Raw genomic sequence first — 15,216 nt, forward strand, 5'->3', positions numbered from 1 at the left:
CGTTTTTACCGGCGGCACAGGACAAAAGGTGCTTGCCACATCCGGCTTTAGGCGAGACAATTTAGCTAATCAGCTAATTAAAAATACCGTCCCACGGACGGCTGGGAGAACGCATGAAGTTCGGCACCAAGCCAGCCGCGACATCTCAGCCGCCTAGCGCCCCGCAACCAACGGAAGAACAACGTGCTCGATAAACCTGCCTCCCAGACCGCCGCCCGCACCTCGGGCCCGCTCGCCGGCTTCCGCATCGTCGAATTCGCCGGCATCGGTCCCGGCCCGTTCGCCTGCATGCTGCTCGCCGACATGGGCGCCGAGGTCATCACGCTCGATCGGGTCGGCGCCGGCAAGAATCTGAAGGCGGTCGCAACCCGCGGCCGCAAGGTCATCGAGCTCGACCTCAAGAACAAGGCGGCGATTGCTGAAGTGCTCGACCTGCTCGGCCACGCCGACGCGCTGATCGAGGGCTTTCGTCCCGGCGTGATGGAGCGCCTCGGCCTCGGCCCGGATGTCGTGCTCGCGCGCAATCCAAGACTGGTCTATGGCCGCATGACCGGCTGGGGCCAGGAAGGCCCGCTGGCGAATGCCGCCGGCCACGACATCAACTACATCTCGATCACGGGCGCGCTGGCTGCGATCGGCACCAAGGAGAAGCCGGTGCCGCCGCTCAACCTGGTCGGCGATTTCGGCGGCGGCGCGCTCTACCTCGTGGTCGGCGTGCTCGCCGCGCTGCTGGAAGCGCAGAAGTCCGGCAAGGGCCAGGTGGTCGATACCGCGATGTGCGACGGCGCGGCCTCGCTGATGTCGATGTTCTACGACATGGCCGCGCAGGGCCGCTGGAGCGGCGGCCGCGACCAGAATTTCCTGGACGGCGGCGCGCATTTCTACGGCGTCTACGAATGCTCCTGCGGCAACTTCATCTCGATCGGCTCGATCGAGCCGCAATTCTACGCGCTGCTGCGCAAGCATGCCGACCTGACCGACGCCGACTTCGACGCGCAGATGGACCGCAAGGCCTGGCCGGCGCTGAAGGAGAAGCTGACCCAGGTGTTCAAGAGCAGGTCGCGCGCGGACTGGTGCCAGATCATGGAAGGCACCGACATCTGCTTCGCGCCGATTCTGACCATGGAGGAAGCGCCCAAGCATCCGCACATGGCCGCGCGCCAGGTGTTCGTCGAACGCCACGGCGTCACCCAGCCTGCCCCCGCGCCGCGCTTCTCGCGCACGCCGTCCGCGATCCGCGAGCCGGAGCTGGCGAATATCGGGGATGTGACGGCGGCTTGGAAAGCAGCGAAGTAAATCTCGTTGTCGTCCCGGCCAAGCGAAGCGCGAGCCGGATAACCACGACACGCGGTTGTGGCGCGCGGCTTTTTCCGCGGGACTACTACCCGGCACACGCGATAGATTCCGCGGTATGAGTCCCGGCTCCCGTGCGCAATTGCGCACGAGGCCGGGACGACACCCTTTGCTGTGCGCTGGCGCGGCGCGCCATGGCTCACGCCGCGTGATCGACCTTCAGCACGCCGCGGCGGATCTGGTCTTCCTCGATCGATTCGAACAGCGCCTTGAAGTTGCCTTCGCCGAAGCCATCGTCGCCCTTGCGCTGGATGAACTCGAAGAAGATCGGTCCGATCGCGTTGGCCGAGAAGATCTGCAGCAACACCTTGGTCTGGCCGCCGTCGACCACGCCCTCGCCGTCGATCAGGATGCCGTTGGTCCTGAGCCGGGCGACGTCCTCGCCATGCTTGGGCAGGCGGGCGTCGATCCGCTCGAAATAGGTATCGGGCGGCGACGGCATGAACGGCAGGCCGTCGGCGCGCAACCTCTCGACGGTCGCGTGGATGTCGCGCGCGCCGCAGGCGATGTGCTGGATGCCCTCGCCGCGGTAGACGTTGAGATATTCCTCGATCTGACCGGAATCGCCGGCGTCCTCGTTGATCGGAATCCGGATCTTGCCGTCCGGACTGGTCAGCGCACGGGAGAACAGGCCGGATGCGCGGCCCTCGATGTCGAAGAAACGGATCTGACGAAAGTTGAACAGTTTTGCATAGAAGCCGGTCCAGACATCCATCCGGCCGCGATGGACGTTATGGGTGAGGTGATCGATGTAATAAAGCCCCGACCCGGCCGGGCGCGGGTTGACGGCCCCGAGCCATTCGAACTCGGCATCATAGGCCGAGCCCTTGGCGCCGTAGCGGTCGACGAAATAAAGCAGGCTGCCGCCGATCCCCCTGATCGCGGGCACATCGAGCGTCTTCGCTGCGGGCGAGACATCCGCCGGCTCCGCGCCGAGCGCGAGCGCGCGCTCATAGGCATGCTTGGCGTCGACCACACGGAATGCCATCGACGGGGCGCAGGGACCGTGCGCGGCGACGAAGTTGAAGCCGTGGCTGCCCGGCTCCTCATTGACGAGATAGTTGATGTCGCCCTGGCGATAGACCGTGATCTGCTTGGTCCGGTGGCGGGCGACCGCGACGAAGCCCATCAGCTTGAAAAGCGCGTGCAGCTCCGCCGGATTCGGATGGGCATATTCGACGAACTCGAAGCCGTCGGTGCCCATCGGGTTCTCAGTGCTGATTTCGGCCGGCGGCGCATCGTGCGGAAACGGACCCATGGCGGCAACTCCCTGATTTGTCTGGGAATCAGTTTCCGTCATTTGCTGCACAACGTGCGTGCAAAATCGGTCCCATTTTGCTAGATTTGCGCACGATCCGTGCACGAAATGGACATTTGACGCATGCCTGAAGTGGACGCCTTCGACCTGAAAATGCTCGCCGCCCTGCAGGACGACGGCCGGCTGACCAACCAGCAGCTGGCCGACCTCGTCGGGCTGTCGGCATCGCAATGTTCGCGGCGGCGGATGCGGCTGGAGGAGGAGAAGGTCATCGCCGGCTACCACGCCGACCTCGCCGGCGAGGCGCTCGGCTTCGGCCTGATCGCCTTCATCCACATCACGCTGGCGACCCACTCGCCCGACAACGCCAAGCGGTTTCGCGAGCTGGTCAACCGGGTCGATGATATCCAGGAGGCCTATGCGCTGACCGGGGATGCCGACTACGTGCTCAAGGTGATGTTGCGCGACCTCAAGAGCCTGTCCGACATCGTCAACAACGTGCTGATGCCGCACCAGAGCGTGGCCCATGTGCGCTCCTCGATCGTGCTCGACCGGCTAAAGGAGAGCACCAGGCTGCCGCTGAAGTCGCTACAGGCGTGATGGCTCGAATCGAGGGAAATCCGCCATTCGCTTTTGCGGCTTGGCTTGCGATCATTCCGACAACGGCAAGAGAGACGAACCATGGCGCTGCAGCTGCGACCGAACTGCGAATATTGCGACAAGGACCTGCCACCCAGCGCCATCGACGCGCGGATTTGCTCCTATGAATGCACGTTCTGTGCGGATTGCGCCGAGACCAGGCTCGGCAATGTCTGCCCGAACTGCGGCGGCGGCTTTGCGCCGCGGCCGATCCGCCCGGCCAAGCCGTGGCGGCCGGGTGTCTGCACGGTCAACCAGCCGCCGTCGGACAAGCGGGTGCATTTGAAGTACAGCCTCGAGGACGTCGCCGCGAATACGGCGCGCTTGAGGGATGTCAGGCCCGAGGAACGGTAGCTGGCCCACCCGTCATTCCGGGATGGTCCGAAGGACCATACCCGGAATCTCGAGATTCCGGGCTCGATGCTACGCATCGCCCCGGAATGACAGCGCGACCTACTCCGTCGCGACGATCGTGCCTTCGACCTCGCCGAAGCCGACGCGATAGCCGTCGCCCTGGCACCAGCCGCGCATCACGAGCGAATCGCCGTCCTCCAGGAACGACCGCGTCACGCCGCTGGCAAGTTCGACCGGCTCGGTGCCGTTCCAGCTGATTTCCAGGAGACTGCCGCGCTGGTGCTTCTCGGGGCCGGAGATCGTGCCGCTGCCGAGGAGATCGCCGACATTCATCGCGCAGCCGCTCGAGGCATGGTGCACGAGCTGCTGCACCGACGACCAGTACATGTATTTGAAGTTGGTGCTGCAGATTGTCTTCGCCTCGTTCATTGCACCGGCGCGCAGCGCGACGTCGAGCTGCATGTCGTAATTGTTCGGCTGGGTCTGCTTGAGATACGCCAGCGGCTCCGGCTGCTGCGCCGGGCCCTGCATGCGGAACGGCTCGAGCGCCTCGCGCGTCACCACCCACGGGCTGATCGAGGTCGCGAACGCCTTGGCCTGGAACGGGCCGAGCGGCACATACTCCCACTGCTGGATGTCGCGCGCGCTCCAGTCGTTGAGGATGACGAAGCCGAAGATCATCTCCTCGGCCTGCTTCTCCGTCAGCATCTCGCCCATCGGCGAGGCCCGGCCGACCACCACGCCCATCTCGAGCTCGAAGTCGAGCCGCTTGCAGGCGCCGAAGCTCGGCACCTCAGCGGTCGGCGGCTTCAGCTGGCCGCGGGGGCGGCGCACTTTGCTGCCCGACACGACCACCGTCGAGGCGCGGCCGTTGTAGCCGATCGGCATATGCAGCCAGTTCGGCTGCAGCGCATTGTCCTTGCCGCGGAACATGACGCCGACATTGGTGGCGTGCTCCTTCGACGAATAGAAATCGGTATAGCCCGAAACCGCAAACGGCATGTGCAGCCTGACGTCGGCCATCGGCACCAGCGCCCGCGCCCGCAATTCCCTGTTGTCGCGCAGCTCCGGATGATCCGAGCGGAGCAGCTCGCTGATCCGCGCCCGCGTCGCCGACCACACTTTCGGCCCGAGCGCCATGAAGGCGTTGAGCGACGGCTGCGAGAACACGCCGAGCAGCCCGACATCGAGCCGCGAGTCCTGCTCGAGCTCCCACAGGTCGAGCACATAATCGCCGATCGCAACACCGACGCGCGGCGCAAGGCCATCCTTCGACGAGAACACACCATAGGGCAGGTTCTGGATCGGGAAGTCGGAGGTCGGGGCGACGTCGATGAAGGAGCGGAGCTTTGGGTCGTTGGGGTGGGTCACTGATTCCTCCAATCAGAAAGTCGTCATGCTCAGAAAGTCGTCATGCCCGGGCTTGACCCGGGCATCCATCTTCGGAAAGCGCGATGGATCGCCGGGTCAAGCCCGGCGATGACGAGGGACACAAACTCACGGCTTGTTCGGGTCGAACTTCTTCTCCAAGCCCTTCCAGCAATCCGAGTAATCGTCCTGCAGCGTCGACGATTTCGCCGCATGTTCGGTCACGCGCTGCGGGAACCGGGTCTCGAACATGAAGGCCATCGTGCCGGTCAGCTTGACCGGCTTCAGCTCGCTGTTGCTGGCGTGCTCGAAGGCTTCGCGGTCGGGACCGTGCGGCAACATGCAATTGTGCAAACTGATGCCGCCCGGCACAAAGCCCTGCGGCTTGGCGTCGTAGACGCCGTAGATCAGCCCCATGAACTCCGACATGATGTTCATGTGGTACCACGGCGGACGGAAGGTGTTGTCGGCCACCATCCAGCGCTCCGGGAAGATCACGAAGTCGATATTCGCGGTGCCCGCGGTCTCCGACGGCGAGGTCAGCACCGTGAAGATCGAGGGATCGGGATGATCGAAGGCGATCGCGCCGACCGGCGAGAAGGTACGCAGATCGTATTTGTAGGGCGCGTAATTGCCGTGCCAGGCGACCACGTCGATCGGCGAATGCGGCAGCGTGGTCTTGAACAGCGAGCCGCCCCATTTGACGTAGAGCTCGGTCGGGGTGTCCTTGTCCTCGTAGCTCGCGACCGGCGTCAGGAAGTCGCGTGAATTGGCGAGGCAGTTGGCGCCGATCGGGCCGCGCTCCGGCAGCGTGAACGCGCCGCCGTAATTCTCGCAGAGATAGCCGCGCGCCGGGCCGCCGGGAATTTCGACGCGGAATTTGACGCCGCGCGGGATCACCACGATCTCGCCCGGCTCGGCGTCGATCCGGCCGAACTCGGTGACGAAACGCAGATTGCCCTGCTGCAGCACGAACATCATCTCGCCATCGGCATTGTAGAAATGCTGATCGACCATCGATTTGGTGATGAGATAGATGTGTGCGGCCATGCCGGCCTGGGTGTTGGCATCACCCGCCGTGGTCATGGTCTGCACGCCCTGCAGGAAGGTCATGTCCTCCTTCGGGATCGGCGCGGGGTCCCAGCGCAACTGTGCGATCGGCATGTCGTATTCGTGGCACGGCGCGGTGCGCCACAGCCCGCTATCTGCCTTGGCGAAGCGGCCGGAGTGCCGCACCGACGGGCGGATGCGATAGAGCCACGAGCGCTCGTTGGTGCCGCGTGGCGCCGTGAACGGCGAGCCGGACAATTGCTCGGCATAAAGCCCATAGGCGCAGCGCTGCGGCGAATTGCGCCCCATCGGCAGCGCGCCGGGCAAGGCCTCGGTCTCAAAGCTGTTGCCGAAGCCGGACATGTAGCCCGGGGTGACTTGCCCTGAGCTGCGGACGATCTGATCAGGCGAGGTATTGATGTTCATCGCTATCCTCCTTGCAGGGCGGCCCACATTTCCTGGTCGCGCTTGTCGGTCCAGATCACGGGATCGTCGATCCCCGACGCCTCGTCATAGGCGCGCGAAACGTTGAACGGCAGGCAGTGCTCGTAGATCGCAAAGCTCGAGAACTTCGGATCCATCACCTCGCGCGTTGCCGCCATCGATTCCTTCAGGCTGCGGCCCTTGGCGACGGATGATTCGGCCGCGCCGTAGAGCGTGGTGACGAAATCGCGGGTCATCGCGATCGCATCGCGCCCGGTGGCGAGGCCCTTCAGCGCATCGCCACGGCCCGGCGCGATCGCCTTCGGATTGAAGGCGCGGATCTCGTTCAAGGTCGTCGGCCATTCGCGCAAATGCGCATCGCCGCAATAGCACGCCGAGTGATATTCGATCAGATCGCCGGAGAACATCACCTCGGCATCCGGCACCCAGGCGACGATGTCGCCCGAGGTATGGCCGGCGCCGAGCTGCATCAGCCGCACCTCGCGCTTGCCGAGATAGATCGACATCTCGCCTTCGAAGGTCAGCGTCGGCCAGGTCAGGCCGGGAATGCTTGCCGCATCCTGGAACAGGCGCGGGAAGCGGCCATATTCGGAATCCCAATCCTGCTGGCCGCGCTCCTCGATCAGGCGATAGGTCTCCTGCGAGGCGACGATGCCTTGCGCGTGATAGGCGGAGGCGCCGAGCACGCGCACCGCATGATAGTGCGACAGCACGACATATTTGATCGGCTTGTCGGTGACGGTCTTGACCCGCTCGATCACCTTGTTGGCCATCGCCGGCGTCGCCTGCGCGTCGAACACCAGGCAGCCGTCGTCGCCGACGATCACGGCGGTGTTGGGATCGCCCTCGGCAGTGAAGGCATAGAGATCGGTGCCGATCTCGGAGAAGGTGACCTTCTTCTCCGAGAGATCCGTGGTCGATGCGAAACCTTTGGCCATCAGTTCAATCCTGTCCGTTCAAGAGCATTCGCCCCCTCTCCCCGTTCTTACGGGGAGAGGGTTGGGGTGAGGGGCTGTCTCCGCATACACGGCGACAGATGTGTCTGCGGAAGCTCCCCCTCACCCGGAACGCATCTGACGATGCGTTCCGACCTCTCCCCGCAAGCGGGGCGAGGTGAGGCGGAGGCTGCTGCGCGACTTGATAAAGATCCATCCTGATTCAGCTCGTAACTATTGCTGTTGCTGTTGTTGCTGCTGGCTGGCGTCCAGCATCCGCCGCTTCGCCAGCGCGATCGCCTCGCGCAGCACGTCGAGATCACCGATATGGTTGGCGAGCACCAGAACCAGCGCAGCATCGAGATCGGCGCTCTGCGCCTCGGTGAGGCCGCGATGGGCCTCGACGATGGCGCGGAAGGCGTCGTCGGGCTTTGCGAAATTCGAACCGGTCGACAGCGCCATGACTGCTCCTCAGTTCAGGCCGGCTGCGCGCGCCAGCGCCGCATCAAGTACCGGCCGCGCCGCGTTGCGGAAGCGTGCCGCGACATAGCCGTCCGGCCGCAGCAGATAGGCGGTGCCGGGCTCGGCATCGTAGCGCTTGCCGGCAAGGCCCTGCGCGTCGACCAGCCCATCCTCGCCGCCGACTCGGATGCTGCCGACGCCATCGGGCACATCGGCAGCCGCGCCATTGCCAAACTCCAGCAGCGTGAAGCGCGTTCCCTGTCTGATGAAAACATCGGTCAGATAGGTGGAACCTCCGCCCTGCTCCGTCACCGGAGCATCCGGCATCGAGGCGCCGGGCCGCGGGCCGCCGCGCCAATCATCGCGATCGCCGCTCGACAGCGGCGTATCGTAGACCGACGGCACCGACAGCCGCCCGCCATTGACCATGCGCTTGCCGAACTCGGTATCCTTGGCGAGCGACAGCACCGCCTGGCGCAGCCGCGCCTCCTGCCGTGTCACCGGCGCCATGAAGTCGGTCGAGCGGGTCGACTCGCGGATGTTCTCGTCCGCAGCCGCGCTGCGCTCGATGTGATAGCTCTCCAGCAAGCCCTCCGGCGACAGCCGGCGCAGCACGCGGTCGAGCTTCCACGCCAAATTCTCGGCGTCCTCGAGCCCGGAATTGGCGCCGCGCGCGCCGAACGGCGAGACCTGATGGGCGGAATCCCCGGCAAAGATCACCCGGCCGTGGATGAACTTGGCCATCCGGCGACACTGGAACTTGTAGAGCGAGATCCATTCGAACTCGAACTTGTCATGGCCGAGCATGCGCTCGATCCGCGGCCGGACATTCTCGGGCTGCTTCTCGGCCACCGGATCGGCATCCGGGTTGAGCTGCAGATCGATCCGCCAGATGTCGTCCGGCTGCTTGTGCAGCAGCGCCGAGCGTCCGGCATGGAACGGCGGATCGAACCAGAACCAGCGCTCGGTCGGGAACGCCGCCGTCATCTTGACGTCGGCGATCAGGAACTGGTCCTCGAACACCTGGCCCGCGAACTCCGCGCCGACCATCTGCCGCAGCGAGGAACGAGCACCATCGCAGGCGACCACGAAGGTCGCGTGCACCTGGTAGGAGCCGTCAGGGGTTGCGATGGTCAGCGCAACGCCATCGTTGCGGCTCTCCAGCGCGATCACCTTGTTGCGCCAGCGTAGGTCGATTTCAGGCAGTTGCCCGACCCGGTCGACCAGATAGGCCTCGGCGTAGAACTGCTGCAGGTTGATGAAGGCGGGCCGCTTGTGGCCTTCCTCGGGAAGCAAATTGAACTGGTAGAGCTGCGAGGCGCCGTGGAAGATCTTGCCGACGCTCCACACCACGCCTTTCTCGACCATGCGGTCGCCGACGCCGAGGCGATCCCAGAACTCAAGCGAGCGCTTCGAGAAGCAGATCGCGCGCGAGCCTTCGCCGATCCGGTCGGCATCGTCGAGCAGCACCACGCGCTGGCCGCGCTGCGCGAGATCGATCGCGAGCGACAATCCCACCGGCCCGGCGCCGACCACGACGACGGGATGCTCCGCGACATTGGCGCCCGAGCGCTCCTGGTCGGGATGACGGCGATAGCCGAACTGGGTTTTGGCCTGTGCCGTGTTGGCGTATGCCATTGCGTGACCCTGGATGTTTCCCTTGCGCCGCGGCCTCTGGCTGCGGTTCTGTGTGACCGGCGTGCGACCGGGACCTTGCGAGCCGGCCGCGACCTTGCTAAATTAGTCTCACTTGCAACTATCTTAAACCCCCAGTCGGGGCTGCCGTCAACTCAAATTGGAGGGATTTTTGGCACGGACCTCTGCAAGCCAGCCTCCAGCCCGGCCGCGCAGTGCCGTGGAAGCGGAGCTGCGCGACACTATCGCGCCGACCAAGAAGCGCCTCGATCTCTTCCATTTCATGCCGTTCCGCCTGAACCGGCTGGCGGCCGAGGTGTCCTCGGCGCTGTCGAGCGAATATCAGGCGCGCTACGGCCTCGACATTCCGGAGTGGCGCGTGCTCGCAACGCTCGGCTTCCGCAGCGATCCCTGCAGCGCGCAGTACATCGCGCACTGCACGCGCACCCATAAATCCACCATCAGCCGCGCGGTGTCGGCGCTGATGGAGCGCGAGATCGTCGAGCGCGTCGAGAACGCCGACGACCGCCGGGAATTCCGCCTGCGACTGACCAAAACGGGCCAGGCGCTCTACGAGGAACTGATCCCGCGCCTGCTGCGCAAGGAACAGGAGATCTTGTCCTGCCTCTCCGCACAGGAACGCCGCGACCTCGGCCGCTTGCTCGGCAAGGTCGAGAACAGCCTCGAACTGGTGCAGACCAGCGAAGAGGCCGACGCCAAGGACGTGTATTAGGCTCACTCAACCCGTCATCCTGAGGAGCGCGCAGCGCGTCTCGAAGGATGCACGGCCCGGCTGGTGGCCGTCGACCCTTCGAGACGCGCGCAAGAGCGCGCTCCTCCAGCGACAAAGGCGAAGCCTTTGCGCGGGGGTGACGGTGATGGAATCTTGTGCGGCTCCTTCCACCGTCATTGCGAGCGAAGCGAAGCAATCCATGCATCCGAGCATGCGGGACGATGGATTGCTTCGTCGCTACGCTCCTCGCAATGACGGTGCCGTTACGCCCTGTCGATATGTGTCGCGATCACCGGAAAATAATTGTCCTTCGATCCCTTGTCGATCGCTTCCTGAAGCACCGTGCCGATCAGCTCCGCGCCGCGGATCTTGATGCCCGCATCGGCGGCGAGCTCCAGCGCGTAGGACAGATCCTTCAGCGCATATTCGGTCGAGAATGCGCGCTCGGGAAACACGCCGGGCACGATCGCCTTCATGCCATGGTTGCGCAGCGCAAAGCTGTCGGCCGAGCCCTTCGACAAGGTTTCCAGCAGCAGCTTCGGATCGACGCCGTTATGCTTCGCCACCGCGACAGCCTCGGCCAGCGCGTTCACGGTCTCGAACAGCACCATGTTGTTGAGGATCTTGGTCACCTGCCCGGCGCCGACGTCACCGCAATTGGTGACATCGGTGGCGAAGCAGCGGATCAAGGGCTCGATCGCGGCATAAAGCGCGGGCACCGCGCCGACCATCACGCTGAGCGTGCCGTCCTGCGCCGCCTGCCGCGTGCGCGCGATCGGTGCGTCGACCCACGCCGCGCCCTTGGCCTGCAACTGCGCGGCGAAATCGCGGGTCTGGCTGACTGAAGACGTGCCGAGATCGACCACGATCTGGCCGCTTCTCGTGTTCTTCAAGATGCCGTCGCCTTCGAACACCGCGCGCACGTGCCTGGCGCTCGGCAAGCAGAGGAACAGCACATCGCTCTGCTTGATGACGTCGGCGACCGACGCGGCAACCTCGGCACCGTCGGCGCGCAACCGCTGCAGCGGTTCGGCCGAGAGGTCGAACACGACAACGCGCTTGCCGCTCTTCTTGACCAGGTTGCGGCAAATCGGCTCACCCATCACGCCGAGGCCGATGAACCCGAGAGTCTTGGTGTCAGTCGTCTTGGTGTCAGTCATATCGCTTCTTTTGACGTTTCTTGACGTGTTGCAGACGAGCCTCGCCCAATCGGCGAGGCTATTTCGCGAACGATCGCGACGGCGCCAGATGCAGCGCGAACGCATCGACCTTGTCGCTGGCGCGCGGATAGATCTCGCTGACGATCGGATCGTGACCGGGAATGAAGCGGTCCGGATGACCGGCGAGCCGCTCGACGGTCTCCCAGCCCTGCGCCATGTCGCCGACATTGTAGACGATCGGGAACGGGCTGCGCTTGTGCAGGTTCGCATAATAATGCGCGGCGTCCGACGCCAGCACGACCGGGCCGCGCGCGGTCTCGATGCGCACCACTTGCAGGCCGTCGGAATGGCCGCCGACGCGATGCACGGTGACGCCGGGTGCGATCTCGCCGTCGCCGGAGTGGAAGGTGACGCGCTCGCCATAGACGTGGCGCACCATCTGCGTGACGTGCTCGATGGAGAACGGATGGCGCAGCATGCCGTTGCACATGCAGCGGCCGGTCGCGTAGCTCATCTCGCGTTCCTGCAGATGGAATTTGGCGTTCGGGAAGCGATCGAGATTGCCGGCGTGGTCGTAATGCAGGTGAGTGACGACGACATCCTTGATGCTATCGGCACTGACGCCGAAGCCGGCCAGCGCGTCGACCGGGTTGAGCGTCAGCTTGCGGGCGCGCGCCTTAGCCTCCTCGGCGTTGAAGCCGGTGTCGACCAGGATGTCGCGGCCATGGCCACGGATCAGCCAGACGAAATAATCCAGGTCCTGCGCGGTGGTATCGTGCGGATCGGGCACCAGGAAGTTGAGGTGGGGCGTGCGCGGCGACATCGTCGCATAGCGCAGGGCGTAGATCTCGTAGGCGTTTCCCATCGGTTTCGCTCTTGTTTGCAAGGCCTGTTTTGAACGGCTTGTCTTTGAATAGCCTGCCGTCCCGAACACAAAGCCATCGCCTCGCGCAAAGGTCAAACCGCGCGGCGTGCGACGAGCGCATGACAGGGTGGCGACAGCCTTCGTGAGTGCAGGCACGTTATCGGCCCGCAGGAACCAGCACCGTGCCGGATGAGGATGGCCGCCATGACCGCATGCTGCTGCACTGCGGTCTGGCTGGCATCACCGCGATAAACGATGCTGCCGCAAGCCGTTGACGGGGTTTGGCCGTGGTTTGATAATGGATTTTCGCTAGAGTAAGGTTCCCGAGGCGCAGGCTGGAAGCGGCGCCGTTTCACTGGAATGCCGCGATCTGGATTTGCTGCGATTATGAAAATCCGCCTTGCCTTGCTCGCCACGCTGATTTTTTCAATCGCGGCGCCCACTTTGTCCTTTGCCGCCGGCGACCGTTTCGCGCTGGTCATCGGCAACGCCAAATATCCCGACGCCGACGCACCGCTGAAGGAGCCGGTCAACGACGCCCGTGACGTCGCCGACGAGCTCAAGCGCGACGGCTTCACCGTCGAGGTCGGCGAGAACCTGACCGGCGACGGCATGCGTCGCGCCTTCGACCGGCTCTACGGCAAGATCAAGCCGGGCTCGGTCGCCCTGATCTTCTTCTCCGGTTACGGTATCCAGTCGAACCGGCAGAGCTACATGATCCCGATCGATGCGCAGATCTGGGCCGAGGCCGACGTTCGGCGCGACGGCTTCAGCCTCGAGACCGTGCTCGGGGAAATCAACAGCCGTGGCGCCGGTGTGAAGATCGCCTTGATCGACGCCTCGCGGCGCAACCCGTTCGAGCGGCGCTTCCGCAGCTTTTCGGCAGGGCTCGCCCCGGTGATCGCCCCGAACGGTACATTGGTGATGTATTCGGCCGCGCTGTCGTCTGTCGTCTCCGACAATGGCAGCGACCACAGCCTGTTCGTGCGGGAACTCCTGAAGGAGATCCGCACCCCCGACCTGATGGCCGAGGAAACGCTGAACCGCACCCGCGTCGGCGTCACCCGCGCCTCGCGGCAGGAACAGGTGCCGTGGATCTCGTCGTCACTGGCCGAGGATTTCTCGTTCATTTCGGCCGGCACGGCCGGGCCGTCGAACGCCGCGCCGGCAACCGCCGCGTCGCCGTCACCGGAAGTGGCAGCGGCACCGCCAGTCGCGCCTCCGCCGGCTCCGCCCGCAGCAACGCCGACACCGCCCGCGGCGACCCCGACGCCACCAGCGGCAACAGCGCCGACACCATCACCGGCGCCGCCGACGCCTCCGATTGCGGCAGCGCCGACTGCACCGCCACCCCAGCCCAAGGCGCCCGAGATCGCCCTGCCGCCGCCCGCGGCTCCGCCGCCGGTGGTGATCCAGCCCACGCCGGCGCCGAGCAATTCGCCTGTGCTCGCCGATGATCCGACGATCAAGGGCCTGAGCGAAAAGCTGGACAAGAATCCCGACGACGCAGCGGCGCTGTATCGCCGCGGCCAGGTCTATGCCAGCAAGGGGGCCTACGACCTCGCGGTGAAGGACTTCACCAATTCGCTGCGACTGAACCCGAAGGATGTCGAGGCCTATAACAACCGCTGCTGGGTCCGCACCGTGATCGGCGACCTGCAGGCGGCGCTGAAGGACTGCAACGAGGCGCTGCGGCTGCGCCCGAACTTCGTCGATGCGCTCGACAGCCGCGGGCTGATGAACCTGAAGGGCGGGCAGAACAAGAACGCGATCGCCGATTTCGACGCCGCGCTGAAGATCAACCCGCGGCTGACCTCGTCGCTATACGGGCGCGGGCTCGCCAAGCAGCGCAACGGCGCGGTCGCGGAGGGCGATCTCGACATCGCCAACGCCAAGGCGATGGACCCGAACATCGTCAAGGAATTCGCCGACTACGGCGTGCAGTGACAATGGACGAAGGTCTGCCCGCGGCGCGAACCGCTGACGGAATTGAGCGACTAATCAGAGGGTGCGAGCCGGGCAGCGATGCCGGCAATCAATCTGAATAGTCGTTGGAACCGCGCCAGCTTGCGCAGGAGGGACCGAAATGTTCAAGCCGTCGGCAAAGGCCGCGATCGTTTCAATCATGACCGTTGGCGCCGCGCTGTCGTTCGGCATGGCCGTCGCCCATGCCGGCGACGTCACCGAAGACCAGATCATCAAGGCGCTGACGCCCGACAAGAAGCCGCTGACCCGCGGCCTTTCGGCCGGCCCGCAGACCACCTCGCCGGAGCTGAATGCCGACCAGGCCAAATTCGTGCAGAGCGTCCGTGGCCGCGCCACCCGCTCGCTGTCCTCGGCGGAACGCGAGGAAATCGCGACCATCGTCCAGGACAAGCCCAAGATCGATCTCGAGATCAACTTCGACTACAACTCCGCCGATATCAGCGCCAAGTCGCTGCCGTCGGTGCAGGCGCTCGGCCGCGCCTTGACCAATCAGGACCTGAAGGGCTTAACCTTCGTGGTCGCCGGCCACACCGACGCCGCCGGCGGTGAGGACTACAATCAGGGCCTCTCGGAACGCCGTGCCGACGCCATCAAGCGCTATCTCGTCGACAAATACGGCATCAACGGCACCGATCTCGTCACCGTCGGCTATGGCAAGAGCAAGCTGAAGGACCCGAGCCACCCGATGGCGGAGGTGAACCGGCGCGTGCAGGTCGTGAACATGGAAAACAAGGCCACCGCCGCCAAGTGATGGGCGGTGGCGTGGCCCCTTTTTGAGGCTACAATGCGTCCCGCACCCCGGCGGGGCGCATTTGCTTTAGGGCCAATGCTGTTTGGGCCGAGCCCCAATGTGGCATAACAGGTGACCCGCCTCACATGACGTTAGGGCATGATCCGGAACAATGGCACCGGCCTTCCGAATGCCCAGGCAATACGATAGCGAGCGTGATGAGACTTCGACCAACACCGATGAC

14 protein-coding genes are annotated in these 15,216 nt (G+C 64.8%); 6 read left to right on the forward strand and 8 right to left on the reverse strand.

Annotated elements, in window-relative coordinates; all coding sequences use genetic code 11:
* The first annotated feature begins 183 nt into the window (after positions 1–183).
* Positions 184–1,296 (forward strand): CaiB/BaiF CoA transferase family protein, encoded by a 1,113-nt coding sequence (locus ACZBJS_RS21720; protein ID WP_316395461.1) that lies wholly within the window; start codon positions 184–186, stop codon positions 1,294–1,296.
* Positions 1,297–1,492: 196 nt separating this feature from the next.
* Here the strand turns inward: ACZBJS_RS21720 and hppD are convergent, their stop codons facing one another.
* A complete protein-coding gene (hppD, locus tag ACZBJS_RS21725) occupies positions 1,493–2,611 on the reverse strand; it encodes a 4-hydroxyphenylpyruvate dioxygenase (protein ID WP_316395460.1) in 1,119 nt (372 codons plus the stop codon).
* 123 nt (positions 2,612–2,734) lie between these two features.
* Here hppD and ACZBJS_RS21730 point away from each other — a divergent pair, with 123 nt between their 5' ends.
* Together ACZBJS_RS21730 and ACZBJS_RS21735 are read left to right on the forward strand one after the other, a co-directional pair.
* Positions 2,735–3,211 carry an Lrp/AsnC family transcriptional regulator gene (locus ACZBJS_RS21730; protein ID WP_050384067.1) on the forward strand — a complete coding sequence of 159 codons (477 nt, stop codon included), beginning with the start codon at positions 2,735–2,737 and terminating at the stop codon, positions 3,209–3,211.
* An 81-nt stretch (positions 3,212–3,292) separates the two neighbouring features.
* On the forward strand, positions 3,293–3,604 hold the full coding sequence (locus ACZBJS_RS21735; protein WP_253605318.1) for a DUF1272 domain-containing protein: 312 nt from the start codon (positions 3,293–3,295) through the stop codon (positions 3,602–3,604).
* Positions 3,605–3,703: 99 nt separating this feature from the next.
* Here ACZBJS_RS21735 and fahA read toward each other — a convergent pair whose 3' ends face one another.
* The 5 genes from fahA to ACZBJS_RS21760 form a co-directional block, all read right to left on the reverse strand.
* Positions 3,704–4,975 (reverse strand): fumarylacetoacetase, encoded by a 1,272-nt coding sequence (gene fahA, locus ACZBJS_RS21740; RefSeq protein ID WP_316395459.1) that lies wholly within the window; start codon positions 4,973–4,975, stop codon positions 3,704–3,706.
* A gap of 126 nt (positions 4,976–5,101) precedes the next feature.
* Positions 5,102–6,448 (reverse strand): homogentisate 1,2-dioxygenase, encoded by a 1,347-nt coding sequence (gene hmgA / locus ACZBJS_RS21745; RefSeq protein WP_057021113.1) that lies wholly within the window; start codon positions 6,446–6,448, stop codon positions 5,102–5,104.
* 2 nt (positions 6,449–6,450) lie between these two features.
* Positions 6,451–7,404: an MBL fold metallo-hydrolase gene (locus tag ACZBJS_RS21750; protein ID WP_168859354.1), complete on the reverse strand. Its 954-nt coding sequence runs from the start codon at positions 7,402–7,404 to the stop codon at positions 6,451–6,453.
* 231 nt (positions 7,405–7,635) lie between these two features.
* On the reverse strand, positions 7,636–7,863 hold the full coding sequence (locus ACZBJS_RS21755) for a DUF2783 domain-containing protein (RefSeq protein ID WP_225643236.1): 228 nt from the start codon (positions 7,861–7,863) through the stop codon (positions 7,636–7,638).
* Positions 7,864–7,872: 9 nt separating this feature from the next.
* Positions 7,873–9,501, reverse strand: coding sequence for an FAD-dependent oxidoreductase (locus tag ACZBJS_RS21760; protein ID WP_316395458.1), 1,629 nt, complete (start codon positions 9,499–9,501; stop codon positions 7,873–7,875).
* Positions 9,502–9,670: 169 nt separating this feature from the next.
* Between ACZBJS_RS21760 and ACZBJS_RS21765 the strand changes: the two genes are divergently transcribed.
* On the forward strand, positions 9,671–10,231 hold the full coding sequence (locus tag ACZBJS_RS21765) for a MarR family winged helix-turn-helix transcriptional regulator (RefSeq protein ID WP_375167041.1): 561 nt from the start codon (positions 9,671–9,673) through the stop codon (positions 10,229–10,231).
* 263 nt (positions 10,232–10,494) lie between these two features.
* Here ACZBJS_RS21765 and ACZBJS_RS21770 read toward each other — a convergent pair whose 3' ends face one another.
* The gene (locus ACZBJS_RS21770; protein WP_274612942.1) at positions 10,495–11,496 is read right to left on the reverse strand and encodes an NAD(P)-dependent oxidoreductase; all 1,002 of its coding nucleotides are present in this window, start codon (positions 11,494–11,496) and stop codon (positions 10,495–10,497) included.
* Positions 11,450–12,256 (reverse strand): N-acyl homoserine lactonase family protein, encoded by an 807-nt coding sequence (locus ACZBJS_RS21775; protein ID WP_016843242.1) that lies wholly within the window; start codon positions 12,254–12,256, stop codon positions 11,450–11,452. The genes ACZBJS_RS21770 and ACZBJS_RS21775 overlap by 47 nt, the downstream gene beginning before the upstream one ends.
* A gap of 387 nt (positions 12,257–12,643) precedes the next feature.
* Between ACZBJS_RS21775 and ACZBJS_RS21780 the strand changes: the two genes are divergently transcribed.
* Positions 12,644–14,203, forward strand: a complete 1,560-nt coding sequence (locus ACZBJS_RS21780; RefSeq protein ID WP_316395457.1) for a caspase family protein — start codon at positions 12,644–12,646, stop codon at positions 14,201–14,203.
* A gap of 139 nt (positions 14,204–14,342) precedes the next feature.
* Positions 14,343–14,993: an OmpA family protein gene (locus ACZBJS_RS21785; RefSeq protein ID WP_316395456.1), complete on the forward strand. Its 651-nt coding sequence runs from the start codon at positions 14,343–14,345 to the stop codon at positions 14,991–14,993.
* The last annotated feature ends 223 nt before the right edge of the window (positions 14,994–15,216 follow it).

It is taken from the genome of Bradyrhizobium sp. KZN70725 (assembly GCF_055264925.1).